Below are 25,816 nucleotides of genomic sequence, written 5' to 3'. Positions count from 1 at the left end.
TGGGCCCCGAAGGTTCGGGGCCCAAACGCAGTTGCAGCGACAAAGAACAAAAGCCCTGCGAGGGCCGTGCCTGCAACTGAATACGCGACAGCCCCTCTAAGGGCTGTCAGAACAGTTTTGCCCGCGAGGGTAAGTTTCCATCAACAATTTCGAGAGACGGATGAACATCACCACCTTTGCCAAACGCCTGTGCCTGCTTGTCCCGCTGATCATTACGCCTGCCGCCTGGGCAGCCGAAATGATGCCGTCGCCGCCACAGCTTGCCGCCAAATCCTACGTACTGATGGATGCCAGTAGCGGCAACGTGCTGGTTGAAAACAATGGCGACCAGCGCCTGCCCCCGGCCAGCCTGACCAAACTGATGACCGCGTACATTGCGACGCTGGAAATCCGTCGTGGCCAGATTGGCGAGAACGATCCGGTAACGGTCAGCGAGAACGCCTGGCGCACCGGTGGTTCGCGCATGTTCATCAAGGTCGGCACCCAGGTGTCGGTCAGCGATCTGCTGCACGGGATCATCATTCAGTCGGGCAACGACGCCAGCGTTGCATTGGCTGAGCACATTGCCGGCAGTGAAGACGCTTTCGCGGATCTGATGAACAAGACCGCAGCCGAGCTGGGCATGACCAATAGTCACTTCATGAACCCGACCGGTCTGCCAAACCCTGATCACTACTCGTCGGCGCATGACATGTCGCTGCTGGCCCGCGCGATCATCCACGAAGACCCGACTCACTACGCGATCTACTCGCAGAAAGAGTTCTTCTGGAACGGCATCAAGCAGCCTAACCGCAACCTGTTGCTGTGGCGCGACAAGACCGTTGACGGCCTGAAAACCGGTCACACCGATGAAGCCGGCTACTGCATGGTGTCTTCGGCAGTGCGTGACGGCATGCGTTTGATCGCCGTGGTGTTCGGCACCAACAGCGAAGCGGCCCGTGCGGCCGAAACGCAAAAACTGCTGACCTACGGTTTCCGCTTCTTCGAAACCCAGACCTTCTACCAGAAAGGCACCGAGCTGGCTCAGGCTCCTGTCTGGAAAGGCACCACCAGCCAAGTCAAAGCCGGTCTGGCCAACGACCTGACCCTGACCCTGCCTAAAGGCCAATTGAAAAAGCTGGCCGCGAGCATGACCATGAACCCTCAACTGATGGCGCCCATCGCCAAAGGTGACGTGATCGGTAAGGTTGAAGTCAAACTCGACGATAAAGTTGTTCACAGTGCGGACTTGATCGCACTTGAGCCGGTTGAGGAAGGTGGCATTTTCCGCCGCGTGTGGGATAGCATCCGTCTATTCTTCTACGGGTTGTTCAACTGATTGCACCCACCTGTGTGACCCTGCGCTTACCCGGCGCGGGGTCATGTCTGTAGTTCCGGGCTTACGAGGCCAATACGCCATGAGCGATAACGAAGTAAAGGCGCCAAAGATCGAATTTCCTCAAACCGATTACCCGGTTAAGGTGATCAGTGACACAGGTGTGGGTAACAAGGACAAAATCCTCGTGATCGTGCGAAAACACGCAACGATCAACGACGAGCGTATTGACGAACGCCAGAGCACCAACGGCAAGTACACCACCATCCAGCTGCACATTGTGGCCACGGATCAGGACCAGCTGTACAACATCAACAGCGAACTGCGGGCCACTGGCTTCGTTCACATGGTGTTGTGATGTCGCGGGCCCTGGGTTTTCGCGAGTTGGCGTTGCTGGATTACGAGCCCACCTGGCTGGCCATGCAGCGTTTCACTGACCAACGCAAAGACCGGCCCGAGACGCAAGACGAGATCTGGCTGGTGGAGCATCCGCCAGTATTCACCCAGGGGCAGGCCGGCAAGGCCGAGCACCTGCTGCTGCCGGGTGATATCCCGGTGGTCAAATCAGATCGCGGCGGGCAAGTGACGTATCACGGGCCCGGCCAGTTGGTTGCCTACCTGATGCTGGACGTGCGACGTCTGGGCTTTGGGGTTCGCGAACTGGTCAGCCGGATGGAGCGCTGCCTGATCGAGTTGCTCGCCAGCTATGGCGTAAGCGCACACGCCAAGCCCGATGCGCCGGGCGTGTATGTGAATGGCGCGAAAATCGCCTCACTGGGCCTGCGGATCCGCAATGGCTGCTCTTTCCACGGCCTGGCCCTGAATGTGGATATGGACCTGGAACCGTTTCGACGGATTAACCCCTGTGGCTACGCGGGGCTGGCGATGACCCAGTTGCGCGACCATGCAGGCCCGATTGAATTTGCCGAGGTGCGTGCCCGGCTGCGCGCGCAGCTCGTCAAACACCTCGACTATGCTGAGCAGACGACCCTGACGGGCGGAATCGATTGATATGACTACTGCGCAAGACGCTGTTGAAACCCTGATCCCTACGCTGGACATCTCTGAACGTGCAGCCCGCGCCAGCGAGGCCCGTTCCAAGGTTGAGACCGGCGTCAAGCTGCGCGGTGCCGAAAAGGTGGCGCGTATCCCGGTCAAAATCATTCCGACCACCGAATTGCCGAAAAAACCTGACTGGATTCGGGTGCGCATCCCGGTTTCCCCGGAAGTCGACCGTATCAAGCAACTGCTGCGCAAACACAAACTGCACAGCGTTTGCGAAGAAGCGTCCTGCCCGAACCTCGGTGAGTGCTTCTCGGGCGGTACTGCCACCTTCATGATCATGGGCGACATCTGCACCCGTCGCTGCCCGTTCTGCGACGTCGGCCATGGTCGACCCAAGCCTTTGGACGTCAATGAGCCACAAAGCCTGGCCATCGCCATTGCTGACCTTGGCTTGAAGTACGTGGTCATCACCTCGGTGGACCGTGACGACCTGCGTGACGGCGGTGCCCAGCACTTTGCCGATTGCATCCGCGAAATCCGCAAGCTGTCACCCAACGTGCTGCTTGAAACCCTGGTGCCCGACTACCGTGGCCGCATGGACGTAGCGCTGGACATCACGGCCGCCGAGCCGCCTGACGTGTTCAACCACAACCTAGAAACCGTCCCGCGTCTGTACAAGGCGGCGCGTCCGGGTTCCGATTACCAGTGGTCGTTGACGTTGCTGCAGCGCTTCAAACAAATGATGCCGCACATCCCGACCAAATCCGGCCTGATGCTGGGCCTTGGCGAAACCGATGAAGAAGTCATCGACGTGATGAAGCGCATGCGCGAGCACGACATCGACATGCTGACCCTTGGCCAGTACCTGCAACCGTCGCGCAGCCACTTGCCGGTTCAGCGTTTTGTGCACCCGGACACCTTCGCCTGGTTCGCCGAGGAAGGTTACAAAATGGGCTTCAAAAACGTTGCTTCCGGGCCGTTGGTTCGTTCCTCGTACCACGCGGATGAGCAGGCCAAACTGGTCAAGAACATGCTGGTCAGTGAGTAAAACCATGAACAGCCGGTTCACCGCGCAGGTGTCTGACAAGGCCCACGGCGCGGTGCCCGCGCTGCGTGCTGGCGGGGTGATCGGCCTGATCGCCCCGGCTGGCCCAGCCGAACTCGATCTTCACCTTGCCACCCAATGGATACAGGCACGCGGTTATCAACTGCGGGTTTTTCCGGGGGTATGGGAAAAAGACGGCTACCTGGCCGGCGCTGATGCTATCCGTTTGCACGATTTGCACGACGCCTTTGCCGACGACAGCATCGACGCGATTTTGTGCATGCGCGGCGGCTATGGCAGCCCGCGTTTGCTCGATGGCATCGACTTCGAGCTCCTGAAACGCCATCCCAAACCTTTTATTGGCTACAGCGACATCACGGCGCTGCATCTGGCCATCACCCGTTATGCAGGCTTCGTGACCTTTCACGGGCCGATGCTGAACGCCGACCTGCTGGGCAATAAGCAGGCGCCCACTGAATCCTCCCTGCTGGACATGATCAGTGGCCGGCAAGGCGCCGTCTTGACCCATCCCGCCGCGTTTGCGTTGACCACCGTGGCGCCGGGCGTGGCCAGTGGACGATTGTTGGGCGGCAACCTGGCCATGATCTGCGGCACGCTTGGCACCGCATTCGAGCTGGACGCAGACGGCATCATTTTGTTCATTGAAGACGTCAACGAACCGCTGTACCGGATTGACCGTCTGCTGACCCAACTGCGGTTAGCGGGCAAGTTGGCGCGGGTTCGGGGTGTGTTGGTGGGGGATGTGGCCGGAGTGGACACTCAGGCGTTGATGCGGCTGATCGGGCAGGAGCTTGGGCCGCTAGGTGTGCCTGTACTCGCGGGATGGCGCAGCGGGCATTGCGACCCCAACCTGACCTTGCCAATGGGCGCGCTTGTACGTCTGGATGCAGATAACCAGCAGTTGGTGTTAGAGCAGGACGTCGTTTCGATCGCGCCTTGACCCTCTCCCGGCGGGAGAGGGGTGGCGCAGGCCGTTTATTGTTGGCGCAAACTTTCCAGCAACTTATGCGAAGGGTAGCCATCCGCGGGCCAGCCCAGCGCTTGCTGCGCGCTGCGAATCGCCTTGCGGGTGTTTGCCCCGATGATGCCATCAGCCTTGCCCGCGTCGTAGTTGCGGTTGCTCAGCAGGGTTTGCAGCTCGACACGTTCGCTGCGGCTCAACGGGCGGTCATCCTTGGGCCAGTCCCCTTTGATGATGCCACCACCGTTGAAGCGCTCAGACAGCAGGCCCACCGCCAGCGCATACGACGAAGAGTTGTTGTAGCGCAGGATGGCCCTGAAGTTATCCAGCACTAAAAATGCCGGTCCCCGGTATCCGGCGGGCAGCAACAACGTGGCGCTCAGTTGTTCTGAACCGCTGTCGGTCTCAGGCACCCGAACCCCAAGCGCTTGCCACTCGCTGACACTTTTACGAACGGTTCCGTCAGCCAGCGCGTAGTCAAACCCGCTCGGCAGGTTCACTTCAAATCCCCAAGGCTGGCCTTGCTTCCAACCGGAGCTTTGCAGGTAGTGAGCCGTGGAAGCCAGCGCGTCAGCCGAACTGTTCCAGATGTCCCGACGGCCATCGCCGTCGAAATCCACCGCGTGGGTTTCATAGGTGGTGGGGATGAACTGGGTCTGGCCCATCGCGCCTGCCCATGAACCGAGCATTTTCTCGGGCGAAATATCGCCTTCCTGGATGATCTTAAGGGCAGCGATCAGTTGGCTCTGGGCGAATTCCGGGCGGCGGCCTTCATACGCCAGGGTGGCCAGGGAACGGATCACCGATTTGTTGCCTTGAAAAGTGCCGAAGTTGCTTTCCATGCCCCACACCGACACCAGTGCCTTGCGGTCAACGCCGTAGCGCTCTTCGATACGACTCAGCAGGTCGGCATTTTGCTCCAGCAATCGCTGGCCATTGCGCACGCGCAGCGGCGAAAGGGCGCCTTCGAGGTATTCCCACACCGGGCGGCTGAACTCGGGCTGGCTGCGATCAGCCTTGATGACGCCCATGTCGGGGGTGATGTCTTTGAAGGCATTATCGAAAACCAGCGGGTTGATCCCTGCCTTCAGGGCTTGCGCACGGAAGTTGGCTTGCCATTCGCTGAAGCTTTGGGCGGGCTGGATTTCAAGGGTGTCTGCAACGGGAGCGCTGGTGGTCACCGCGGGCGCGGGAGGCGTCACAGGCAGGGGTTGAGCATCGGCTGCGGTGGGTTTCTCTGCGCAGGCGACTAAAAGGATGACGCTGGAAGCAGCAATCAGTTGGCGCATCGGCCAACGGCGTTTATGACTTAAGGGCATGCGCAGGTCCAGGTAATGCGAATCAGATGCAGACCTTAACATTCCCGCCGTCAGGCAGCCAGAAAGTAAAAAGCCTCCCGGTCTCTCGACTGGAAGGCTTCGCGGCGGTAGCTGCCTTTGCCTTTGGCGGGGCGTTCCTGGCGGCTGCGGAACAAGGGTTGGGTGACGATGGATTTGGCCTTGTTGGGGCGTTTGCTCATGGCAATGACTCTCGCTGGGTTGAACAGGCGCAAATCATCGGCCAGATTGTTTGATCTGTCCAGCGTCGTTACGTGCAGGCGTTGACCGGCTGTTTCGTGCTTTTATAGCGGCCACTCAGGCTGGTTGGTTATTCCGCTGGCAAGTTCAGACGTTGCCCACACATCAGCAGCGTCAATCGGCTGAGGCTGCTCCAGGCCGAACCTGCCGCCTGACCCTTGATCTGTGCATCGATGCGTTGCGCGTCCATCAATAGCTGCGCCCAGCGCTGAGCTGAATAACGTTGCAAGGCTTTGCTCATCAGCGGTTTGCGTTTGTCCCACACCGGCGGGCGTGCCTGGCTGAACGCCTTGTCCAGCGGAATGCCTTGGCTGTATTGCAACGCAATGTTGGCCAAGACCCGCAGCTCGCGAGCCAGCGCCCAGAGGATCACGGGCGGCTCGACACCTTCACCGCGCAAGCCTTCAAGCATGCGCAATGCATGGGCAGCCTCACCATTAAGCACCGCATCCACCAGCCCGAACACATCGAAACGCGCACTGTCTGCGACCGCGGCCTGCACGGTCTCGACCGTGATCTGGCCTTCTTCAGCCATCAGTTTGAGCTTTTCGATTTCCTGAGCGGCTGCCAGCAAGTTGCCTTCTACCCGTGCGGCGATCAATTCCACAGCATCATGGGTCGCCGCCAGCCCTGCTTGCGACAGCCGCTGGCGAATCCATTGCGGCAATTGATTGGCGTCCACCGGCCAGATCTGTACGAACTGTGTGTGCGCCCCCTCCACCAGCGCCTTTCCCCATTTGGTTTTCTGCGCACTGCCATCGAGTTTTGGCAGGCTGATCAGCAGCAGGGTGTCGTCTGCGGGTCGCGAGCAATATTCGATGAGGGCTGCCGCGCCTTTGTCGCCGGGTTTGCCGGAGGGCAATCGCAGCTCCAGCAAGCGTTTTTCGGCAAACAACGACATGCTTGCGCCAGCCTGCAGCAATGAACCCCAGTCAAAACTGGCGTCAGCACTGAACACTTGGCGTTCATCAAAACCTTGTTGGCGGGCGGTGCTGCGGATGGCGTCTGCGGCTTCCTGACACAACAGCGGGTCGTCGCCGCTGATGATATAGACGGGCGACAGGCTGCCTTGCAGGTGTTTGGCGAGTTGGGCGGGGGCGAGTTTCATAGGACTTGATAGATGACGGGGCGCCTGAGCGCCCCGTATACCTTATTGCTCAGGAACTTCGAGGGGCGACTGCTGAGGAATCGCATCTTGTGCCTGACGCGCGGCTTCGATGGCCTGGGCTTCAGCCCGTGCTTTCTCGTCAGCCACTTGTTGCAGCTTGGCCAGTTGTTCCGGGGTCAGCTGCTCAAGGCGCAGCACCATTTGTTGCACCAGTTCACGGCGCAGCTCGGTGCTGATCATGGACGCTTCCTGGCCAGAACCAGTGATGTTGCTGCTGTCTTGCAGGTAGACCTTGTGCACTTCGATCTTGTTGTTGAGCAACGGCAAGTTGTGCTCGCCACGGATCTCGTAGTTCAGCACTTTGGTCAATTCGTATTCGACCGAACCGCCATTGCCCGCATAGCTGGCAGCGCGCTGGCTGTCTTGCTCGTTGGTGAGGATCAGGTGGTAAGGCGCAGCGGCGGTGATTTTCACGCCGCTGTTTTCCAGCACTTGTCGCAACTCCCGCACGGTATCGCCGTAAGCATTACGGGCTGTGACGTCGAGTTCGGTAATCGACAGCTGATTGGTGCCGGTGCCGCGCAGCTGAAAGCCGCAGGCACTCAGCAAGACTGCGAGGCCCATCACCAGCAAGTTGCGTTTGATCATGTGTTGCTCCCCTTGAAACCAGATGGACCGACGAAGCGGCCCGGAAGGTTTTGTTGGGCGCCCGCGCACGAGGCGGGCGCCTGTTCCAATTTAGCTGGCGACGATATTAACCAGTTTGCCCGGCACGACGATCACTTTGCGGATGGTCAGGCCTTCGGTGAAACGCAGCACGTTTTCGTTGATCCGGGCCGCCGCTTCGATGTCTTCACGGCTGGCGCCGGCAGGCATTTCGATCTGGCCGCGCAGTTTACCGTTAACCTGAATCACCAGTTGCAGCGTGTCCTGAATCAGCGCGCTTTCGTCCAACGTCGGCCACGGTGCGTCGATGATGGCGCCGATGTGACCCAGCTGATTCCACAGCTCGTGGCTGATGTGCGGGGTGATCGGGGCCAGCAACAAGGCCACGGTTTCCAGACCTTCCTGCAACAGGGCGCGGTCTTGTTCGGTGGCCTGCGGCGCTTTTTCCAGCACGTTCATCACGGTCATCACTTGCGCGACGGCGGTGTTGAATTTGTGGTGCTGGCCCACGTCCTGGCTGGCTTGCTTGATGGCCTGGTGAATGGCGCGACGAATGACTTTTTGCTCGTCATTCAGCGTGCCGATGTCCAGTGCGCCGGGCAGACCCTGGCTAACGTGCGCATGCGCCAGGCGCCAGACGCGCTTGAGGAAGCGGTGCGAGCCTTCAACGCCGGAGTCCGACCATTCAAGGCTGGCGTCAGGTGGCGACGCGAACATCATGAACAGGCGGCAGGTATCGGCGCCGTATTGCTCGATCATGTATTGCGGGTCAACGCCGTTGTTCTTGGACTTGGCCATTTTTTCAGTGCCGCCAATCTCAACCGGCAGGCCGTCGCTGATCAGCTTGGCGCCAATGATTTTGGCCTTGCTGTCACGCTCGAGCTCGACGTCTGCCGGGTTGAACCAGGTCAGGGCGCCGTTGGCTTCGCGACGGTAATACGTTTCGGCAATCACCATGCCTTGGGTCAGCAGGTTCTTGAACGGCTCGTTGGAGCTGACCAAGCCTTCATCGCGCATCAGTTTGTGGAAGAAGCGCGCATACAGCAGGTGCAAGATCGCGTGTTCGATACCGCCGATGTATTGGTCAACCGGCAGCCAGTGATCGGCGGCGGATTTTTCGACCAGACCGCCTTCGTAGTGAGGCGAGGCGTAGCGCGCGTAGTACCACGACGACTCGACAAAGGTGTCCATGGTGTCGGTTTCACGCTTGGCCGGGGCGCCGCATTTCGGGCAGCTGCACTCGTAGAACTCAGGCATGCGGGCCAATGGCGAGCCGGCACCATCGGGTACGACGTCTTCAGGCAATACAACCGGCAATTGGTCTTCTGGCACCGGAACGTCGCCACAGCTGTCGCAGTGAACGATCGGGATCGGGCAACCCCAATAGCGCTGACGGCTGATGCCCCAGTCGCGCAGGCGGAACTGGGTGCGCGACTGGCCCAGACCTTTGGCGCTCAGGGCTGCTTCCATTGCCGCAAAGGCTGCGTCGAAATCCAGACCGTCAAATTCGCCGGAATTGATCAGTGGGCCATGTTCGTTGTAAGCGTCCTGCCAAGGCGCAGGGGAGGCGTCGCCCGCACTGGTGCGCACGACCGACTTGATCGGCAGGTCGTATTTGGTGGCGAATTCGAAATCGCGCTCGTCGTGAGCAGGAACGGCCATGACTGCGCCGTCGCCGTAGTGCATCAACACATAGTTGGCGACCCACACCGGGAGCTTCTCACCGGTCAGCGGGTGCAGGACGAACAGCGAGGTCGGCAGGCCCTTTTTCTCCTGGGTAGCCATGTCGGCTTCAGCCACGCTGCCGCCTTTGCATTCAGCGATAAACGCTTGCAGCTCGGGGTTGGACTGTGCCGCCTGGGTGGCCAGCGGGTGCTCGGCCGCCACGGCCACATAGGTGGCGCCCATCAGGGTGTCGGGGCGGGTGGTGAAGACCTTGAGGGTGCCCTGCTCGCCGATGGAGTCGACGTCGTAAGGGAACTGGACTTCCATGCCGCGGGATTTGCCGATCCAGTTGCGCTGCATGGTCTTGACCTGCTCAGGCCAGCCCGTCAGCTCGTCGAGGCTTTCAAGCAGCTCATCGGCATAGGCCGTGATCTTGAAGTAGTACATCGGGATTTCGCGTTTTTCGATCAGCGCGCCCGAACGCCAGCCGCGGCCGTCGATCACTTGCTCGTTGGCCAGAACGGTCTGGTCCAGCGGGTCCCAGTTCACGGTCCCGTTTTTGCGGTAGATCACGCCTTTTTCGAACAGGCGCGTGAACAGCCATTGTTCCCAGCGGTAGTAGTCCGGCTTGCAGGTGGTGATTTCACGCGACCAGTCAACCGCCAGGCCCAGGCTGCGCAACTGGGTCTTCATGTACTCGATGTTTTCGTACGTCCACTTGGCCGGTGCGACGTTGTTCTTCATCGCGGCGTTTTCAGCCGGCATGCCGAAGGCATCCCACCCCATAGGTTGCAGTACGTTCTTGCCGAGCATGCGCTGGTAACGGGAGATCACGTCGCCGATGGTGTAGTTACGCACGTGCCCCATGTGTAGCTTGCCGCTCGGGTACGGGAACATCGACAGGCAGTAGTAGGTTTCCTTGCCTGGATCTTCGCTGACTTCGAAGGACTTTTGGTTGTCCCAGAATGATTGGGCGGCGGCTTCTATTTCACGGGGCTGATATTGTTCGTGCATGGCTACTTGTACTGATAAAGGGTGGCCTAATCCTCTTCAACATACGGCCGGCTATTGTGTTGCCCGGTCAAGTTGGAGTAGGGGTTACAGGAAGCCCCGTAGCATACATGACCCCACTCTATCGAGGGAAACCCTGATTGCCTCGTCCTTCCGTTGGTCGCTGCACCTCACCGGTTTTGTGCACGCGACTAAGCTTGCTCAAAGGGGAGATTGATATCCTTCAATGAGGTGAGCGGATGGCAAGAACGCAACGCAAAGCGAAAACGTCACAGGTGTATGAGCGTCTGATCAATCGTTTGGACGTGGCTCTCGATTCAGCGCAAACGGCAGTGCAATTACGTAACGAACACCCTGCCGAAGTGGAATTGCGAGGTTTGAGTCATGCTGAACTGGAGTTGATTAACGCGTATTTAAACCGGAGCGAACGCGAGGTGGATAGACGTTCGCATGGCAGCAGTCATGTGCAGGAAACCCCGTCGGCAGCCAATGTCATCTGGCTGAAGGACCGGGTCAAGCAAGCCAAGGGCTAGGGCGACTTTTTACGTCGTGAGTCCGTGATACAGCGAGTGGCGTCACCTACGTGTCCCAGGGTTGATAAAGCAGGCGTTTATATCCAAGTCACTCACGTGCCTGTTGTTGCATCGGATCAACCCCCTTAGGCTTCGGGCATCTTTGGAGATGCTCGATGCCTATTCGATATTTCGTTAAACAACTGCTTCTGCCGCCCGGCATTCTTTTACTGATCCTTGTGCTCGCCTGGTGGCTGCGCCGTTCGCGCCCGCGGCTGGCCGGGGCGTTGTTCGTCGTGGGGGTGGGTGGCTTCTGGTTGATGAGCCTGCCCGTGGTGGTGGAATGGAGCGCCCGCGCGCTGGAGCGTGAACCGGCACTGGCGCAAAGTGACTGGGCGACTTTGGCCACGCGTGCCGATGCGATTGTGGTGCTGGGGTCCGGGCGTGAGCGGGGCGATCCGGCGTGGGGCAGCGATCAGCCGACGGGCACCGGGCTAGAACGTCAGCGTTACTCGGCCCGACTGGCCAAGGCTTCCGGGCTGCCGCTGGTGACCACGGGCGGCCTGCATTACGGCACGCCGCCGAGTGAGGCGCAGTTGATGGCAGACTCCTTGCGCGATGACTTTGGTGTGCAAGTGCGCTGGAAAGAAGAGCGCAGCCGCACGACGTGGGAAAACGCGCAAATGACGGCCGATCTCTTGCTGCCTCAGGGCATCAAGCGCGTGGTGGTGGTCACGCAAGCGTGGCACATGCCGCGTGCCGTCTGGAGTTTCGAAAAGGCCGGGTTTGAAGTGGTGGCAGCGCCGGTGGGCTTTTTGGGCCGAGACAACGCCCGGCCTCTGGGTGGATGGATGCCAGAATTCAAATCGATCTGGCAGTCCGGGCAGTTGCTGAACGAGGCGGTGGGGCAAGTGGCTTACCCGTTGTTTTACCGCTGAGCCGGAGCACGCGCTGGAAGGTAGCTACCCTGTGCGTGTCGCAGCCTCAAGCGTTGGCTGCGACACGCGGCGTCTCACACGGTCTTGGCAATGCGGCTGGTTATCAGGGCCCAGCCGATCAGCACCACACACAGGATAATCAACGGCCACGAACGCCATTGCAGGTACGGCGTGAGGTTGTGCATCGGCACCACTTCGCCGTAGAGAATCCCCTGTTCGAACTGCGGGATTTGCGCCGTGATCTGCCCGTAAGGGTTAATCAGCCCGGTGACGCCGTTGTTGGTTGCCCGGATCATCCAGCGGCCAGCTTCAAGCGCGCGCATCTGGGCCATCTGCAAATGCTGCAGCGGGCCAATCGAGGTGCCGAACCAGGTGTCGTTGCTGATGGTCAGCAGCACATCGCTCTTGGCCGCCAAGCTGGCAGCGAATTCCGGGTACACCACTTCGTAGCAAATGAACGGTGCGATCTGATAGCCCTTGGCTTGTAGCAGCGCTTGTTCCGCAGGCCCGCGAGCGAAGTCGGACATCGGCAGGTCGAAGAACGCAATCAGCCCGCGCAGCACATCCTGTAACGGCACGTATTCGCCAAACGGCACCAGTTTCTGTTTCAGGTAGGTGCCATCCGCCTCGCCCACGGCCGTAATGCCGTTGAAGAAGCGCGGTTCGTGACGCACTTCCTGGCGGATCGGCACACCGGTGATCAGGGCAGAATGCCGGTCGGCAGCAAAGCGCCCCATCATTGACAGGTAGCCTTCGGCGTTTTCCTTGAGTACCGGGATCGCGGTTTCAGGCCAGACGATCAGGTCGACCCGCTTGGAACTGAACGTCATGTCGCGGTACAGGGCCAGTTGCGCATTCAACTGCGCCGGGTCCCATTTCATGCTTTGTTCGATATTGCCCTGAATCGCCGCCACGCTCAGCGGATCGCCCGAAGGACTGGTCCAAGCGTGGTGTTTGAGGGCGCTACCGATGATCCACGGGCCGACCAGCAGCACGGCTCCGGCGGCGATGAAAGCCTTGCGTTTGGCCCGGATCAACCGGGGGAGGTTGCACAGCAGGGCGGCAGTGAGCGCCAAGGTGAAGGAAATCAGCCACATGCCGCCCAGCGGCGCGAGCCCGGCCAGAGGGCCGTCGAGTTGGCTGTAACCGGAATAAAGCCACGGGAACCCGGTGAGGAACCAGCCGCGAAAGGCTTCTTGCATGACCCACAGGGCCGCAAAGGCCAAGGCGTCCGCCAGCGGGGCTTCATTGCGGCGAATCCAGCGCGCCCATAGCCACGCGGGCAGGGCAAAGAACCAGGCAATGGCGGCAGTGAATGCCAGCATCAGCAGGCCCGCCAGCAAGACTGACGCGCCTCCGAAGTTGTGAATGCTGTAGTAGATCCAGCTGGTGCCCGCGCCAAACAGGCCGAAACCGAAGCACCAGCCCCGGCCCAGCGCCTGACGTGGCGACAGGTCGCGCAAGCCGAGGTAGAACAGGGCCAGGGCGACCAGCGCCAGCGGCCAGATGTCGTACGGTGCCAACGCCAGGGTGGTGAGTGCGCCGGCGACCACAGCCAGCAAGTTACCGGGCCAGCCGGGGGAGGTTATCCAGCGCATTTCAATCCTTGGTGTTGGAGGTTTAGCGGGCGATAGGCGTCAGGCGAATCAAGTGAATACGGCGGCTGTCTGCATTGAGGATGCGGAAGCGGTACGGGCCGATTTCAGTGGTTTCATTGCGTTTTGGCAAGTGCCCGAACGCACTCATGACCAGGCCGCCCACCGTGTCGAACTCGTCGTCGGAGAAGTCGCTGTCGAAAAACTCGTTGAAGTTTTCGATCGGGGTCAGGGCCTTGATCAGGAAGTCACCGCTTGGCAGCGGCTTGATGTAGCTGTCTTCTTCGACATCGTGTTCGTCTTCAATGTCGCCGACGATCTGTTCGAGCACGTCCTCAATCGTCACCAGACCGGCCACGCCGCCGTACTCGTCAATGACGATGGCCATGTGGTTATGGTTGGCACGGAACTCACGCAGCAACACGTTAAGGCGCTTGGACTCGGGAACGAACGTCGCCGGACGCAGCAGATCCTTGATGTTGTACTTGTCGCCGTTCTCTTGAAGGATCAGCGGCAGCAGGTCTTTGGCCAGCAATACGCCGAGCACGTCGTCGTGGCTTTCGCCGACCACCGGGTAGCGTGAGTGCGCCGCGTCGATGATCGCCGGGAGAAATTCACGGGGTGTCTGGGTCGCCTTGATGCTGATCATCTGCGAGCGCGGCACCATGATGTCGCGCACTTGCAGGTCAGCCACTTGAATGGCGCCTTCGACGATGGCCAGCGCTTCGCTGTCCAAGAGTTTGTTCTGGTGTGCTTCGCGCAGCAGCTCAAGCAGCTCCTGGCGGTTTTTCGGCTCATGGGCAAAGGCCTGGGTCAGCTTACCCAACCATGACTTTTGCCCGTTGCTCGATCGGTCTTCGCTCATAGCGATTTACTCGTATCCCTTGGTAGTTTCAGTGGTGTTGATCAGTTTTCGTCGTCTGCGTACGGGTCTGGGTGACCCAGTTCTGCAAGCAACGTTCGTTCCAGTGCTTCCATTTCTTCGGCTTCGTCATCGTCTATATGGTCGTAACCCAGAAGATGCAAGCAGCCGTGAATCACTAGATGGGCCCAGTGGGCCTCAAGTTCCTTGCCTTGTTCGGCGGCTTCGCGCTCAACCACAGCGACGCAGATCACCAGGTCGCCGAGTAGCGGGATATCGAGGAATTCGTCGGGGACATCGGCCGGGAAGGACAGCACGTTGGTGGCGTAATCTTTGTTGCGCCACGTGTGGTTCAATTCGCGGGCTTCCGCTTCGTCCACCAGACGGATGGTCATTTCCGAGTCAGCAGTTCGCTGGCGCAAGGCCAGCTCGCACCATTGGCGGAACTGGCTTTCGCTCGGTGTGACGGCCTGGGTCGCCAGTTGCAGATCAAGCTCAAGCATCGTGGCGGTAATCCTTGGCAGCGGGCAGGGCGGCCAATTTGTCGGCGGCTTCCTGCTCGTAGCGACCATAAGCCTCCACGATGCGCTGCACCAATGGATGGCGCACGACGTCTTTGGACTGGAAATGCGTAAAGCTGATGCCCGGTACGTCCTTGAGCACTTCGATGACATGGTTGAGCCCGGATTTGGTGCCTTTAGGCAGGTCGATCTGGGTAATGTCACCGGTAATCACGGCGGTGGAGCCGAAGCCGATGCGGGTCAGGAACATCTTCATTTGCTCGACGGTGGTGTTCTGGCTCTCGTCGAGGATGATGAAGCTGTTGTTCAGCGTCCGGCCGCGCATATAAGCCAGCGGCGCGACTTCGATGATCTGGCGCTCAATGAGCTTGGCCACGTATTCAAAGCCGAGCATCTCGTACAGGGCGTCATATAAAGGACGCAGGTACGGATCGATTTTCTGCGACAGGTCGCCGGGCAGGAAGCCGAGTTTTTCACCCGCTTCGACCGCCGGACGTACCAGCAGGATGCGTCGAATTTGCTCGCGCTCCAGGGCATCCACGGCACACGCCACCGCCAGATAGGTTTTACCCGTACCTGCCGGCCCGATACCGAAGTTGATGTCGTTGCCCAGAATCTCTTTGACGTAGCGCTGCTGATTGATGCCGCGAGGGCGAATCATGCCCTTTTTGGTGCGCAACGACACGCTGGGGTCGGCCACGGGATTGCTGGCCAGGTCTTCGACGGCAGATTCTTGCAGGAACAGGTGCACCATGTCCGGCGACAGCTCGGTGGCTTTGGTTTCGCGGTACAGGCGGCGCAGCAGGTGTTCTGCCGAGGAGGTGGTTTTAGGGTCGCCGATCAATTCGAACTGATTGCCGCGATTGCGGATTTCGATGGCCAGGCGCTGTTCGATCAAACGTAAATGCTCGTCGAATAGCCCGCACAGATTGGCGAAGCGGCGAGCCTCAAAAGGCTCGAGGAGAAAACGATGTGGTTCGATGGGTGCGTTCAAAGTCGTTTTTAGCCGCCCTGAGGCAATTGAGATGGTTTGAAGGATAACGCTAGCAGGTCATGGACGAAAGGGCTTACTGATACCACGTAAAATCTGTAGTCGCTGACGCCCGCTGCGATGGTCCGCAAGGCAGGTGTCTGCCCTTTAAACATCGAGGATCTTGTCGATCAGGGGTCAGCGACTGCGCGTTGGCTCAGTTCAGCAGCGAGCCCCGCAGCGAGTGGGGTTGAGCGGCATCGATATGCACGTCCGCAAACTGGCCGATCAACTGCGGGTTATCGCAGCGGAAGTTGACGATGCGGTTGTTCTCGGTGCGCCCTTGCAGTTCGCCGGGGTCTTTTTTCGAGTAATCGGTCACCAGAATCCGCTGGACGGACCCCACCATTTGTCGGCTGATCTCGAAACCTTGCTGGTTGAGGCGATGTTGCAAGGCGTTCAGGCGTTCTTTCTTGCGCTCTTCGGGCGTGTCGTCGGCAAGGTCGGCGGCGGGCGTGCCCGGGCGCTGGCTGTACACGAACGAGTAAGAAAAATCGAAGCCCACGTCTTCGATCAGCTTCATGGTCTGCTCGAAGTCTTTTTCGGTCTCGCCGGGGAAGCCGACGATGAAGTCGGAGCTGATGCAGATACCCGGCACGGCGGCGCGCAGCTTGCGCAACTTGGACTTGTATTCCAGCGCCGTGTGGTTGCGTTTCATCGCCGACAGAATACGATCCGAACCCGACTGCACCGGCAAATGCAGGTGTTTGACCAGTTCCGGGACTTCGGCGTGGGCCTGAATCAGGCTGTCGGAAAACTCCAGCGGGTGCGACGTGGTGTAGCGGATACGCTCGATCCCGTCGACCGCCGCCACCACGCGGATCAGTTCAGCCAGGTCGGCCAGGCGACCGTCGTCGGTCAGGCCGCGATAACCGTTCACGTTCTGCCCGAGCAGGGTCACTTCACGCACGCCGTTTTCAGCCAGGTGAATCACTTCGCCTACCACGTCATCGAACGGACGGCTGACTTCTTCGCCGCGGGTATAAGGCACGACGCAGAACGTGCAGTACTTGCTGCACCCCTCCATTACCGAGACATAGGCGCTGGGGCCGTCGATGCGCGGTTCCGGCAAATGGTCAAACTTTTCAATCTCGGGGAACGAAACGTCGACCTGTGGCAGCTTGGTCATGCGCGCCGCGTCGATCATCTCAGGCAGGCGGTGCAGGGTCTGTGGACCGAACACCACGTCCACGTAAGGCGCGCGATCCCGGATCGCCGCGCCTTCCTGGCTTGCCACACAACCGCCAACCGCAATTACCATCTCCGGGTTGGCCAGTTTCAGCTCGCGCCAGCGACCCAGTTGCGAATAAACGCGGTCTTGGGCGCGTTCGCGGATGGAACAGGTGTTGAGCAGGATCACATCAGCGTCTTCGGCGCGCGCCGTGACTTCCAGGGCCTGATGTTCACCCAGCAGATCGACCATGCGTGAGCTGTCGTACTCATTCATCTGGCAACCGTGGGTTTCGATGTAAAGCTTCTTGGCCATGGGTGTTCATCAAGTGGTTCAAAGAACCGCGCATTATAGGGGGCATAGCCGTTGCTTCCTAGCGCTGTGCGTCAGGAGGCTATGCTATAGTTCGCGCCCTCTTTTATACCTTCAGATGTTTACCCGCCCTCCATGACCAAACGTGAAGCTCCAATCTACAAGGTGATTTTCCTCAACCAGGGACAGGTGTTCGAAATGTACGCCAAGCAGATCTATCAAAGTGATCTGTGGGGCTTCCTGGAAGTAGAAGAATTCGTCTTCGGTGAGCGCACGCAAATGGTCGTTGACCCGAGCGAAGAAAAACTCAAGGCCCAGTTCGAAGGCGTTGTGCGCAGCTTTGTGCCAATGCATTCGATTGTGCGCATCGACGAAGTGGAACGCCTGGGCACGCCCAAAATCAGCGAGGCGCGGGGCGTTAGCAATGTGATGCCGTTTCCGTTTCCGATGCCGGAGAAGTAAGGCTCGCGTCTGGATAAGTCATGCAGATGGCAGCCCTGGGCTGCCGGAACTCAAGGCAATGGCGAAAACGGCGAACGGGCGTCCGTCGATTGCAGTTCCATCAGGTATTTGCGGAAGATTTGTCCCAGCACCTGGGTCGCGGTTTCGAGCTGGTCGCGGGGCATTTGTTCGGCCACTTCATCCGCGGTGTCCAGTGCGTCTTCCGCACCATTGACGGCCGCCATTTTCAGCACGATATACGCCTGAATGTTGTTGGCCGGTACACCTTCACCTTTGTAGAACATGGTGCCGAGCTTGAACTGAGCCATGGCGTGGCCTTGGAGCGACGCTTGTTCGAAGTAGCTCAGGGCCTGGTTGAGGTCGCGCTTGGGATTATTGACGTCGTAGTAGAACTCGCCCAACTCGTATTCGGCTTCTGCATCCCCGCCTTTTGCCGCTTGCACGCACGCGGCGAGCGCCTCTTCCAGATTCTCTGGCTGAGTATTGAGGGTGCAGCGACCCATCGCCGGGATCAACAACGAGTTACCGCCTGCCTGAGCAAGCAACGGCTGTAGGAGCAACAGGCAGCCCATTGCAAGGGCGCGGCCGGTGCGGTTCATGGGAATCGACGTACCTCTGAAAGACGGGCGGGCCCGACCAAGGGATGTATAGGCGCGCATTATGAAATAAGCCGAGGCAACCTTACAAAGTCTTTACTCGTTTTTCTGCTGCGCGAACGTGATATCGGTTGATTTAAGACGATTTTGGACGAGTGGGTTAAAAGATCAGTGCATTACGGGCATAAAAAAACGACAAGGGCCACAACCCTTGTCGTTTTGGCGGATCACTTCAGGGCGGCGAATGCGTGTTCTGCGGCGTCCAGGGTCAACTTCAACTCGGCATCGCCGTGGGCAATGGACGTGAAGCCCGCTTCGAAGGCACTCGGCGCCAGGTACACCCCGCCTTCAAGCATCAAGTGGAAGAAGCGCTTGAACAGGTCGGCATCACTGGCCATGACGTCGTCGAAGGTGACGATGTCGTCTGCGCCACTGAAGTACAGGCCGAACATGCCGCCTGCCTGGGTGGTAACGAATGGGATACCGGCCGCATCCGCTCGTTCCTGCAAGCCGTCCAGCAGGCGCGTGGTGTAGTCGGTCAACTCGGCGTGGAAGCCCGGACGGCTGATCAGGCGCAGCGTGGTCAGGCCAGCGGCCATGGCCAGCGGGTTGCCGGACAGGGTGCCTGCCTGATAGACCGGGCCCAGCGGTGCGATGCATTCCATGATTTCGCGCTTGCCGCCGAAGCAGCCAACCGGCATGCCGCCGCCGATGATTTTGCCAAACGTGCTCAAGTCCGGTGTCACGCCATAGTGCGCCTGGGCACCGCCGAGGGCGACGCGGAAGCCCGTCATCACTTCATCAAAAATCAGCACCACGCCGTGCTGGTCGCACAGGCTACGCAGGCCTTGCAGAAAGCCCGGCGCTGGCGGCACGCAGTTCATGTTGCCGGCCACAGGCTCGACGATGATGCAGGCGACGGTGTCACCGACGTCGGCCAGCAGTTTTTCCACGGCGTTGATGTCGTTGAACGTGGTGGTCAGGGTGTGTTTGGCGAAGTCCGCCGGTACGCCGCCCGAGCTGGGTACGCCTTGTGTCAGTGCGCCGGAGCCTGCTTTAACCAGCAGGCTGTCGGAATGACCGTGGTAGCAGCCTTCAAACTTGAGAATGTTGTCGCGGCCGGTGTAGCCACGCGCCAGGCGGATGGCACTCATGGTGGCTTCGGTGCCGGAGCTGACCATGCGCACCATGTCCATCGACGGCACGATGGAGCACACCAGGTCGGCCATTTCAGTTTCCATGGCGGTCGGCGCCCCGTATGACAGGCCGTGCTCCAGTTGCGCACGCACGGCGTCCAGAACGTCCGGGTGGCTGTGGCCCAGAATCATCGGCCCCCACGAGCCCACGTAATCCACGTAACGCTTGTCGTCTTCGTCCGTCACGTAGGCGCCTTCGGCGTGTTTGAAAAACAGCGGGGTGCCACCGACGCTCTTGAAGGCCCGCACTGGCGAATTCACGCCGCCGGGAATGTGTTTTTGAGCGTTGGCAAACAGGGTTTCGGAACGAGACATGGTGGGCTCTCTCTGAATCAGGATTCGGTAGTTAAAGTGATAACAAATCGTTGAAGGCACGGGCGCGGCGGGTAACGGCCTGCGCCGTCTCGGCGCCAAACAGCCCGTGCACCACGGCCAGCAGGTCGGCGCCATGTTCGACCAGTGGCGCGGCGTTCTCCAGGGTGATGCCGCCGATCACGCAAATCGGCACAGTGAGCTGCGCACGGGCGTGATCCAGGAGTTCCAGCGTAGCGGTCGGCGCCCCGGGCTTGGTGCTTGAATTGAAAAAACGGCCAAACGCGACGTAACTTGCGCCTTCCTGGGCGGCCTGTTGAGCCAGTTCGATCTGACTGTGGCAGGTCGAGCCGATGATCGCGTTGCGGCCCAGCAGGGCGCGGGCCGGGTTCAGCGGGCCATCGGTCTGACCCAAGTGGACGCCAACGCCCAGCCGCGCCGCCAGCTCGGCGTCATCGTTGATAATCAGCTGCGCGCCGTAACGTGCGCACAGCTCGCGCAATGCCTCGGCTTCGCGCAGGCGGCGGGCGTCATCTGCACTCTTGTCGCGGTATTGCAGCAATGTCAGACCGCCATCAAGGGCGGCCTCCACGTACGTCAGGCATTTGCCTGCCAGCAGTTGGCTGTCAGTGATTGCGTAAAGTCCACGCAGTTTCATGGTGCGGCCCCTTGTGTTACGAGCAAAAGTCCAGCGGCAAGCGGCGCGGCACAAATTGCCCCTGCCCCAATTGCTCGGCGTCACGCAAGGTGCGCCACGTGTAGTTGAGCGCGGTTTCAACCGCGCTGACCAACTGCTCGCCAATGGCCAGGCGCCCGGCAAGGGTGCTGGCCAGCGTGCAGCCCGAACCGTGGTAGCTGCCAGGCAGGCGATAGCACGTGAAGGTGTGACGGCTGCCGTCGCGGCTGTACAGGCGGTTGTGCACTTCGTGTTCATCGCCGTGCCCGCCGGTAATCAGCAGGTGCTTGCAGTACGGCAGGAGTTTTTCGGCACACGCGTCGGCGCTGCCCTCCGGCAGCTCGGCCAGAATGCGGGCTTCGGGCAAGTTAGGGGTCGCAATAGTGGCCAGGGGCAGCAGGCGCTCGCGCATGGCGAACCCCACTTCGTCCTTGCCCAGCCGCCCGCCGCCGCCTGCGCGCAGCACCGGGTCGCAGACCATCGGCACGTGCGGGTGGGCCTTGAGCAGCTCGACGACGGTGTCGACCATCTCTAAAGAGCCGAGCATGCCGAGCTTGAACGCGGCCACGTTGGAGTCGCTGAGCACGGCAGCGGCTTGCGCCTGCACCCACTCACGATCCAGCACGCGGAAATCGCTGACGTTAACGGTGTTCTGCACAGTCAGGGCGGTGACCACCGGAGCGGCGTGACAACCTTGAGCCAGCAGGGCTTCGATATCTGCCTGCAAGCCGGCGCCACCACTGGGGTCATGGCCGGAGAGACAGAGGACAACAGGGCGAGAGCTGTAGATATTCATGGTGCGCGAGCTTACCACCAAACCGTTTTTGCGGGCGGCTCAGGGTGTGGCGATTTTTCTCACGTCAGTTTCGGAAAAAACTACCGTATCAGATTGTATTTTTGCAGGCTCAGTATCGCTGTAAGGCTTGATCTAGACGCTGTGCATTGAATGTTTACGTGATGTGTATTTGCCATTAGCTGCTGTGCTAGAGTGACCCTCAAACGAATAACAGGTAATGCTGGTTTACGTCGTCTCAAAGGGAAAGGAGGCCCAAAGACGCAATCGGGCAGGCCATTTTGGGGCTGTATGCGCTATTTTTTTATTTTCCTGATGGGCTGGCTGCCAGCGCTGGCCAGCGCAATCACCTTTGACGAAACCACTCAACGTCTGCCCTTGGGCCGTGAGATGCACGTCTATGAAGATGTGGCCGGGCAAGCGACCATCGCCGATATCGTGGCCCATCCTGAACGTTTGCAACCCCATAAAAAAGACACCCTGAACGCGGGTTACTCGCATTCGGTGTTCTGGCTTAAAGTCGATTTCAACTATCAGCCGCGTGACCCGCAAGCCAGTACGTCCTGGTTGCTGGAGCTGGCGTACCCGCCGCTGGACCATATCGACCTGTATCAGCAAAACGCCGACGGCGCATTCGAACTGACGCAGAGCACCGGCGATGCCCTGCCTTTTGACAGCCGCCCGGTCAAAGAAAACAACTACCTGTTCGAGCTGAATTTCTCTCCGGGCCACACCCAGACCGTGTACTTGCGTCTGGCCAGCGAAGGCTCCATTCAGGCGCCGTTGACGCTGTGGTCTGCCAAGGCCTACCTCGAAGACCAGCCCGTGCGCATCTACATCCTCGGCCTGATCTATGGCGTACTGCTCGGCATGCTGGTGTACAACCTGTTTATCTACATCAGTGTGCGTGACACCAGTTACCTCTATTACATCTTCTACATTGCCTCGTTTGGCCTGTATCAACTGTCGGTCAATGGCGCCGCAGTGCAGTATTTCTGGCCTGACAACCCGTGGTGGGCGAACGCGGCGACGCCGTTTCTGATCGGTTCGGCAGCCTTTTTCGGCTGTCAGTTCGCCCGCACCTTCCTGCATACCGCCAGCCACAGCCGCTGGCTCGACCGTGCGCTGATGCTGCTGATGGCGGTCGGCGCGCTGGTCATGGTGCTGGCGCTGACCACCAGCTACGCGATTTCGTTGCGACTGGCCACCGGTCTGGCGCTGGCCTTTATCTTCACCATCTTTGTGGCCGGGATCGTGGCGTGGTGCCGCGGCCTGCGGGTGGCGCGTTATTTCGTCATCGCCTGGACCGCCTTTTTGCTCGGCGGCCTGGTCAACACGTTGATGGTGTTGGGCTATCTGCCGAATGTATTTCTCACCATGTATGCCAGCCAGATCGGTTCGGCGATTGAAGTCGGGCTGCTGTCGCTGGCGCTGGCGGACCGCATCAATGCCATGCGCGACTTGCAGGCCCGGACCCTGCAAGAGTCCGGGCAAAAACTGGCGGCCATGAACCAGCAACTGGAGCGCACCAACCAGCTCAAGGATGAGTTCCTGGCCACTGTGACCCATGAGCTGCGCACGCCCATGAACGGTGTGATTGGCTCTCTGGAGTTGATCAAGACGCTGGACATGACGCCCGAACTTGAGCAGTACACCCAGACCGCTGAAGGCTCGGCCAAAGAAATGATGGGCATGGTGAATGGCATTTTGACGTTGACCGAGCTGCAAGCCGGTCGCCTGTCGGCCCGTAGCGACCGTTTCAGTCTGGGCGAGCTGTTGCAGGGTTTGCACGACCAGTTCGGGCCAAAAGCCCGGGCCAAAGGGCTTTCCTTCACCCACGAAGTGGCCCGCACCCTTCCTGACACCTGGCTGGGCGATGCCCAGAAGATCCGGCAGTGCCTGGAGTGCTTGCTGGATAACGCCATCAAGTTCACCCATCAGGGCGGGGTCATCCTGCGCGTCACGGGTAAAACCGCCGGGCCGGGTCGCTGGAACCTGGCCTTTAACGTGATCGACAGCGGCATCGGCTTTGTCCATCAGGAAGAAGCCGAGTTGTACCAGCACTTCTTCCAGGTCGACGGGTCCATGACCCGGGAATATGGCGGCTTGGGCATTGGGCTGGCGATTTGCCGGCGTTTGGTTGAACTGCTCGGCGGTCACCTGACCCATCATTCGCAGCCGGGTCAGGGGTCGCAGTTTCAGCTGTCCATCGAAATGGAATCGCCGCTCGAAACAGCGCAAGTCGTACAAATGCCGATGCGTTTTCCCGAGCAATACGTCGTTTTGCTGGTAGAAGACAACACCGCCAACTCGGCGGTGTTACGCGCGATGCTGCTCAAATCGGGTTACCGGGTGTTGACGGCGCAAAGCGGTCAAGACGCAGTCGACACGTTGCGCCGGGAGCGCGTGGATGCGGTGTTGCTGGCGTGCCCGTTCAGTCACGTGTCCGGCTCATCCATGGGCAGCCAGCTGCTGACGCTGGCCGCATGCGCCCGGTTGCCGGTGCTGGCGTTGTTTGAGTCCCAGGCCGCTGCGCAAACGGCACGCACGCAGGTGGAGGGCATCACCGATTTCCTGATCAAACCGCTGCGTTTCGAAGACCTGCAACAGGCATTGGCACAACGGCTGTTAACCGGCGATGAGGACAAAAGCGTCGAGTTTTAGGCGCTTATGCCACTTGTGAAGGTGGCAATGCGTGCTTCACTGGCTCCATTGGCATGATTCCCAGGAGCCCGCGCAATGAATTTGCATCAGTACGCAGAAACCCACGAAGTCACCAACCAGCCGCCCTCCCTGGACGGCGTTAACCTGTACCGCATCGACCTGCCGCTGCAAGCGTGGGGTCAGCGCTTTGGCGCCGGTTGGGCGCAGTCGCGCATCGACGAATACGGCGCACTGGCCGGTGGGCCGTTGATGGCCGCGGGCTTTCTGGCCAACGAAAACAAACCCGTGTTTGTCAGCCATGACCGTTTTGGTCATCGGATCGATCTGGTGGAATTTCACCCCGCGTATCACGAGCTGATGCGCACGGCGATTGAACACGGCTTGCCGTCGTTGCCCTGGACGGACCCGCGCCCTGGTGCCCACGTGGCCCGGGCGTGCATGACGTACCTGCATACCCAGGCTGAAGCCGGCAGTGGTTGCCCGCTGACCATGACCTTTGCCAGCGTCCCCGCGCTGCGTTTGCAGCCGGATGTGGCGCAGATCTGGCTGCCCAAAGTACTCGCGACCCACTACGACCCGCGCAACGTCGACATCAGCCAGAAGGCCGGTGTGACGCTGGGCATGGCCATGACCGAGAAACAGGGCGGCACCGATGTCCGCGCCAATACGACCCGTGCTTACCCGGTCGGGGCGCCGGGGCCGGGCCAGGCCTATGAGCTGCTGGGCCATAAATGGTTTTGCTCGGCACCCATGTGCGATGGCTTCCTGACGCTGGCGCAAACTGACAAGGGCCTGAGTTGCTTTTTGCTGCCGCGCCACCGGCCGGACGGCACCCGCAACGCGTTTTACATCCAGCGTCTGAAAAACAAGCTCGGCAACAGCTCCAATGCCTCCAGCGAAGTTGAATTTCGCGGGGCGCTGGCATGGATGCTGGGCGAAGAAGGGCGCGGCGTCCCGACCATCATCGAGATGGTGGCCATGACCCGGTTTGACTGCATGGTGGGTTCCAGCGCCTTGATGCGTCAGGCATTGACCCAGGCCAGCCATCATTGTGCGCACCGCACCGTGGGTGGCCGGGTACTGGCTGAGCAGCCGTTGATGCAAAACGTGCTGGCGGACCTGGCGCTGGAAAGCGAAGCGGCGCTGGCTTTGAGTTTGCGCATGGGGCAGGCACTGGATCATCCGCACGACCCGCAGCAGGCGAAGTTCTCGCGCCTGGTGACTGCCGTGGGCAAGTACTGGATCTGCAAACGGGCGCCCGCGATGATTAATGAAGCTGCCGAGTGCATGGGCGGCGCGGGGTATGTCGAAGACAGCATCTTGCCGCGCCTGTACCGCGAAGCCCCGGTCAACTCAACGTGGGAGGGCTCGGGCAACGTGCAGTGCCTGGACGTGTTGCGCGCCTTGTCCAAAGAGCCGGGTGTGCTGGACGCGTTGTTCATGGAACTGGGTGACGGGCATGGCGACCGGCGACTGGCGCAGCACATCGCGCAGCTCAAAACCGCGTTCAAGGACACCGACGACATTCAATACCGCGCCCGGCAACTGACCGAAGACATCGCGTTGGGGTTACAGGCGACATTACTGCTCCAAGCCGGTAACAGCGACGTGAGTGACGCCTTTATCGCCAGCCGCCTGCATGGCAGCGCGCGAACCTATGGCGCTTTGCCGCGCGGCTTGAACGTCGCGGCCATCGTGGCGCGCTCAACGCCGTCCGTGGGCTGATTGGTCGGCCACCGCGACTTGTAACGGGCTGTGTTTTGCTCAGCGATGCAGGCAAGATAACGGCCTGCCCGTTCAGA

General features: G+C 60.1%; 24 protein-coding genes. 10 read left to right on the top strand and 14 right to left on the bottom strand.

Features of this window, described 5'->3' with window-relative positions; translation table 11 throughout:
- Positions 1 to 160: 160 nt before the first annotated feature.
- From BKD70_RS08010 to BKD70_RS07990, 5 genes are all read left to right on the top strand, one after another.
- On the top strand, positions 161 to 1,318 hold the full coding sequence (locus BKD70_RS08010; protein ID WP_047273501.1) for a D-alanyl-D-alanine carboxypeptidase family protein: 1,158 nt from the start codon (positions 161 to 163) through the stop codon (positions 1,316 to 1,318).
- A 79-nt stretch (positions 1,319 to 1,397) separates the two neighbouring features.
- Positions 1,398 to 1,673, top strand: a complete 276-nt coding sequence (locus BKD70_RS08005) for a DUF493 domain-containing protein (RefSeq protein WP_047273502.1) — start codon at positions 1,398 to 1,400, stop codon at positions 1,671 to 1,673.
- Positions 1,673 to 2,326 carry a lipoyl(octanoyl) transferase LipB gene (lipB, locus tag BKD70_RS08000; RefSeq protein WP_047273503.1) on the top strand — a complete coding sequence of 218 codons (654 nt, stop codon included), beginning with the start codon at positions 1,673 to 1,675 and terminating at the stop codon, positions 2,324 to 2,326. The genes BKD70_RS08005 and lipB overlap by 1 nt, the downstream gene beginning before the upstream one ends.
- A gap of 1 nt (position 2,327) precedes the next feature.
- Entirely contained in the window at positions 2,328 to 3,368 is a 1,041-nt protein-coding gene (lipA, locus tag BKD70_RS07995) for a lipoyl synthase (RefSeq protein ID WP_047273504.1), read from the top strand.
- Positions 3,369 to 3,372: 4 nt separating this feature from the next.
- Complete coding sequence (locus BKD70_RS07990; protein ID WP_047273505.1) at positions 3,373 to 4,326, top strand: LD-carboxypeptidase; 954 nt, start codon at positions 3,373 to 3,375, stop codon at positions 4,324 to 4,326.
- A 35-nt stretch (positions 4,327 to 4,361) separates the two neighbouring features.
- Here the strand turns inward: BKD70_RS07990 and BKD70_RS07985 are convergent, their stop codons facing one another.
- The 5 genes from BKD70_RS07985 to leuS all read right to left on the bottom strand — a co-directional run bounded on the left by BKD70_RS07985 (position 4,362) and on the right by leuS (position 10,377).
- The gene (locus BKD70_RS07985) at positions 4,362 to 5,666 is read right to left on the bottom strand and encodes a lytic murein transglycosylase (protein WP_047273506.1); all 1,305 of its coding nucleotides are present in this window, start codon (positions 5,664 to 5,666) and stop codon (positions 4,362 to 4,364) included.
- A gap of 50 nt (positions 5,667 to 5,716) precedes the next feature.
- Positions 5,717 to 5,866 (bottom strand): alternative ribosome rescue factor ArfA, encoded by a 150-nt coding sequence (gene arfA, locus BKD70_RS07980; RefSeq protein WP_047273507.1) that lies wholly within the window; start codon positions 5,864 to 5,866, stop codon positions 5,717 to 5,719.
- A gap of 128 nt (positions 5,867 to 5,994) precedes the next feature.
- Positions 5,995 to 7,032 (bottom strand): DNA polymerase III subunit delta, encoded by a 1,038-nt coding sequence (gene holA / locus BKD70_RS07975; RefSeq protein WP_047273508.1) that lies wholly within the window; start codon positions 7,030 to 7,032, stop codon positions 5,995 to 5,997.
- A 42-nt stretch (positions 7,033 to 7,074) separates the two neighbouring features.
- Positions 7,075 to 7,680 (bottom strand): LPS assembly lipoprotein LptE, encoded by a 606-nt coding sequence (gene lptE / locus BKD70_RS07970; protein WP_047273509.1) that lies wholly within the window; start codon positions 7,678 to 7,680, stop codon positions 7,075 to 7,077.
- Between the two features lie 90 nt (positions 7,681 to 7,770).
- Positions 7,771 to 10,377 (bottom strand): leucine--tRNA ligase, encoded by a 2,607-nt coding sequence (leuS, locus tag BKD70_RS07965; RefSeq protein WP_047273510.1) that lies wholly within the window; start codon positions 10,375 to 10,377, stop codon positions 7,771 to 7,773.
- 236 nt (positions 10,378 to 10,613) lie between these two features.
- Between leuS and BKD70_RS07960 the strand changes: the two genes are divergently transcribed.
- Both BKD70_RS07960 and BKD70_RS07955 read left to right on the top strand, forming a co-directional pair.
- Positions 10,614 to 10,907 (top strand): hypothetical protein, encoded by a 294-nt coding sequence (locus BKD70_RS07960; protein ID WP_047273511.1) that lies wholly within the window; start codon positions 10,614 to 10,616, stop codon positions 10,905 to 10,907.
- A gap of 155 nt (positions 10,908 to 11,062) precedes the next feature.
- Positions 11,063 to 11,824 carry a YdcF family protein gene (locus tag BKD70_RS07955; protein WP_047273512.1) on the top strand — a complete coding sequence of 254 codons (762 nt, stop codon included), beginning with the start codon at positions 11,063 to 11,065 and terminating at the stop codon, positions 11,822 to 11,824.
- Between the two features lie 74 nt (positions 11,825 to 11,898).
- Here BKD70_RS07955 and lnt read toward each other — a convergent pair whose 3' ends face one another.
- The 5 genes from lnt to miaB all read right to left on the bottom strand — a co-directional run bounded on the left by lnt (position 11,899) and on the right by miaB (position 17,318).
- Entirely contained in the window at positions 11,899 to 13,422 is a 1,524-nt protein-coding gene (gene lnt / locus BKD70_RS07950; protein WP_047273513.1) for an apolipoprotein N-acyltransferase, read from the bottom strand.
- A 22-nt stretch (positions 13,423 to 13,444) separates the two neighbouring features.
- On the bottom strand, positions 13,445 to 14,284 hold the full coding sequence (locus BKD70_RS07945) for an HlyC/CorC family transporter (protein ID WP_047273514.1): 840 nt from the start codon (positions 14,282 to 14,284) through the stop codon (positions 13,445 to 13,447).
- Between the two features lie 41 nt (positions 14,285 to 14,325).
- Complete coding sequence (gene ybeY, locus BKD70_RS07940) at positions 14,326 to 14,784, bottom strand: rRNA maturation RNase YbeY (RefSeq protein ID WP_047273515.1); 459 nt, start codon at positions 14,782 to 14,784, stop codon at positions 14,326 to 14,328.
- Positions 14,777 to 15,796 (bottom strand): PhoH family protein, encoded by a 1,020-nt coding sequence (locus BKD70_RS07935; protein ID WP_047273516.1) that lies wholly within the window; start codon positions 15,794 to 15,796, stop codon positions 14,777 to 14,779. Before BKD70_RS07935 ends, ybeY begins: the two co-directional genes overlap by 8 nt.
- A 193-nt stretch (positions 15,797 to 15,989) precedes the next feature.
- On the bottom strand, positions 15,990 to 17,318 hold the full coding sequence (gene miaB / locus BKD70_RS07930) for a tRNA (N6-isopentenyl adenosine(37)-C2)-methylthiotransferase MiaB (protein WP_047273517.1): 1,329 nt from the start codon (positions 17,316 to 17,318) through the stop codon (positions 15,990 to 15,992).
- Between the two features lie 132 nt (positions 17,319 to 17,450).
- Between miaB and BKD70_RS07925 the strand changes: the two genes are divergently transcribed.
- Positions 17,451 to 17,777: a DUF1820 family protein gene (locus BKD70_RS07925; protein ID WP_019411970.1), complete on the top strand. Its 327-nt coding sequence runs from the start codon at positions 17,451 to 17,453 to the stop codon at positions 17,775 to 17,777.
- A gap of 50 nt (positions 17,778 to 17,827) precedes the next feature.
- On the opposite strand, the gene BKD70_RS07920 is transcribed toward BKD70_RS07925, so the two are convergent.
- The 4 genes from BKD70_RS07920 to BKD70_RS07905 all read right to left on the bottom strand — a co-directional run bounded on the left by BKD70_RS07920 (position 17,828) and on the right by BKD70_RS07905 (position 21,353).
- Positions 17,828 to 18,376, bottom strand: a complete 549-nt coding sequence (locus BKD70_RS07920; RefSeq protein ID WP_047273518.1) for a tetratricopeptide repeat protein — start codon at positions 18,374 to 18,376, stop codon at positions 17,828 to 17,830.
- Positions 18,377 to 18,600: 224 nt separating this feature from the next.
- Entirely contained in the window at positions 18,601 to 19,884 is a 1,284-nt protein-coding gene (hemL, locus tag BKD70_RS07915) for a glutamate-1-semialdehyde 2,1-aminomutase (protein ID WP_047273519.1), read from the bottom strand.
- A gap of 31 nt (positions 19,885 to 19,915) precedes the next feature.
- The gene (gene thiE / locus BKD70_RS07910; RefSeq protein ID WP_047273520.1) at positions 19,916 to 20,539 is read right to left on the bottom strand and encodes a thiamine phosphate synthase; all 624 of its coding nucleotides are present in this window, start codon (positions 20,537 to 20,539) and stop codon (positions 19,916 to 19,918) included.
- Positions 20,540 to 20,555: 16 nt separating this feature from the next.
- Positions 20,556 to 21,353, bottom strand: coding sequence for a hydroxymethylpyrimidine/phosphomethylpyrimidine kinase (locus BKD70_RS07905; protein WP_047273521.1), 798 nt, complete (start codon positions 21,351 to 21,353; stop codon positions 20,556 to 20,558).
- A 288-nt stretch (positions 21,354 to 21,641) separates the two neighbouring features.
- Between BKD70_RS07905 and BKD70_RS07900 the strand changes: the two genes are divergently transcribed.
- Positions 21,642 to 24,014, top strand: a complete 2,373-nt coding sequence (locus tag BKD70_RS07900; protein WP_047273522.1) for a hybrid sensor histidine kinase/response regulator — start codon at positions 21,642 to 21,644, stop codon at positions 24,012 to 24,014.
- 75 nt (positions 24,015 to 24,089) lie between these two features.
- Positions 24,090 to 25,739: an acyl-CoA dehydrogenase family protein gene (locus BKD70_RS07895; RefSeq protein ID WP_047273523.1), complete on the top strand. Its 1,650-nt coding sequence runs from the start codon at positions 24,090 to 24,092 to the stop codon at positions 25,737 to 25,739.
- Positions 25,740 to 25,816 lie beyond the last annotated feature (77 nt).

It is taken from the genome of Pseudomonas sp. BS-2016 (assembly GCF_001806145.1).
Taxonomy (GTDB): Bacteria; Pseudomonadota; Gammaproteobacteria; order Pseudomonadales; family Pseudomonadaceae; genus Aquipseudomonas; species Aquipseudomonas lundensis.
Note: the sequence above shows the minus strand (reverse complement) of the source record. Positions and strands in the feature narration are given on the sequence as shown.

What these genes read in the sequence shown, in the direction of transcription:
- leuS (WP_047273510.1), bottom strand. Translation starts at nt 10,377, where the DNA reads ATGCACGAACAATATCAGCCCCGTGAAATAGAAGCCGCCGCCCAATCA.
- lptE (WP_047273509.1), bottom strand. Translation starts at nt 7,680, where the DNA reads ATGATCAAACGCAACTTGCTGGTGATGGGCCTCGCAGTCTTGCTGAGT.
- BKD70_RS07990 (WP_047273505.1), top strand. Translation starts at nt 3,373, where the DNA reads ATGAACAGCCGGTTCACCGCGCAGGTGTCTGACAAGGCCCACGGCGCG.
- lnt (WP_047273513.1), bottom strand. Translation starts at nt 13,422, where the DNA reads ATGCGCTGGATAACCTCCCCCGGCTGGCCCGGTAACTTGCTGGCTGTG.
- hemL (WP_047273519.1), bottom strand. Translation starts at nt 19,884, where the DNA reads ATGTCTCGTTCCGAAACCCTGTTTGCCAACGCTCAAAAACACATTCCC.
- arfA (WP_047273507.1), bottom strand. Translation starts at nt 5,866, where the DNA reads ATGAGCAAACGCCCCAACAAGGCCAAATCCATCGTCACCCAACCCTTG.
- BKD70_RS07960 (WP_047273511.1), top strand. Translation starts at nt 10,614, where the DNA reads ATGGCAAGAACGCAACGCAAAGCGAAAACGTCACAGGTGTATGAGCGT.
- lipB (WP_047273503.1), top strand. Translation starts at nt 1,673, where the DNA reads ATGTCGCGGGCCCTGGGTTTTCGCGAGTTGGCGTTGCTGGATTACGAG.
- BKD70_RS07900 (WP_047273522.1), top strand. Translation starts at nt 21,642, where the DNA reads ATGCGCTATTTTTTTATTTTCCTGATGGGCTGGCTGCCAGCGCTGGCC.
- BKD70_RS07925 (WP_019411970.1), top strand. Translation starts at nt 17,451, where the DNA reads ATGACCAAACGTGAAGCTCCAATCTACAAGGTGATTTTCCTCAACCAG.
- holA (WP_047273508.1), bottom strand. Translation starts at nt 7,032, where the DNA reads ATGAAACTCGCCCCCGCCCAACTCGCCAAACACCTGCAAGGCAGCCTG.
- BKD70_RS08005 (WP_047273502.1), top strand. Translation starts at nt 1,398, where the DNA reads ATGAGCGATAACGAAGTAAAGGCGCCAAAGATCGAATTTCCTCAAACC.
- miaB (WP_047273517.1), bottom strand. Translation starts at nt 17,318, where the DNA reads ATGGCCAAGAAGCTTTACATCGAAACCCACGGTTGCCAGATGAATGAG.
- lipA (WP_047273504.1), top strand. Translation starts at nt 2,328, where the DNA reads ATGACTACTGCGCAAGACGCTGTTGAAACCCTGATCCCTACGCTGGAC.
- BKD70_RS08010 (WP_047273501.1), top strand. Translation starts at nt 161, where the DNA reads ATGAACATCACCACCTTTGCCAAACGCCTGTGCCTGCTTGTCCCGCTG.
- thiE (WP_047273520.1), bottom strand. Translation starts at nt 20,539, where the DNA reads ATGAAACTGCGTGGACTTTACGCAATCACTGACAGCCAACTGCTGGCA.
- BKD70_RS07955 (WP_047273512.1), top strand. Translation starts at nt 11,063, where the DNA reads ATGCCTATTCGATATTTCGTTAAACAACTGCTTCTGCCGCCCGGCATT.
- BKD70_RS07920 (WP_047273518.1), bottom strand. Translation starts at nt 18,376, where the DNA reads ATGAACCGCACCGGCCGCGCCCTTGCAATGGGCTGCCTGTTGCTCCTA.
- ybeY (WP_047273515.1), bottom strand. Translation starts at nt 14,784, where the DNA reads ATGCTTGAGCTTGATCTGCAACTGGCGACCCAGGCCGTCACACCGAGC.
- BKD70_RS07985 (WP_047273506.1), bottom strand. Translation starts at nt 5,666, where the DNA reads ATGCCCTTAAGTCATAAACGCCGTTGGCCGATGCGCCAACTGATTGCT.
- BKD70_RS07895 (WP_047273523.1), top strand. Translation starts at nt 24,090, where the DNA reads ATGAATTTGCATCAGTACGCAGAAACCCACGAAGTCACCAACCAGCCG.
- BKD70_RS07905 (WP_047273521.1), bottom strand. Translation starts at nt 21,353, where the DNA reads ATGAATATCTACAGCTCTCGCCCTGTTGTCCTCTGTCTCTCCGGCCAT.
- BKD70_RS07945 (WP_047273514.1), bottom strand. Translation starts at nt 14,284, where the DNA reads ATGAGCGAAGACCGATCGAGCAACGGGCAAAAGTCATGGTTGGGTAAG.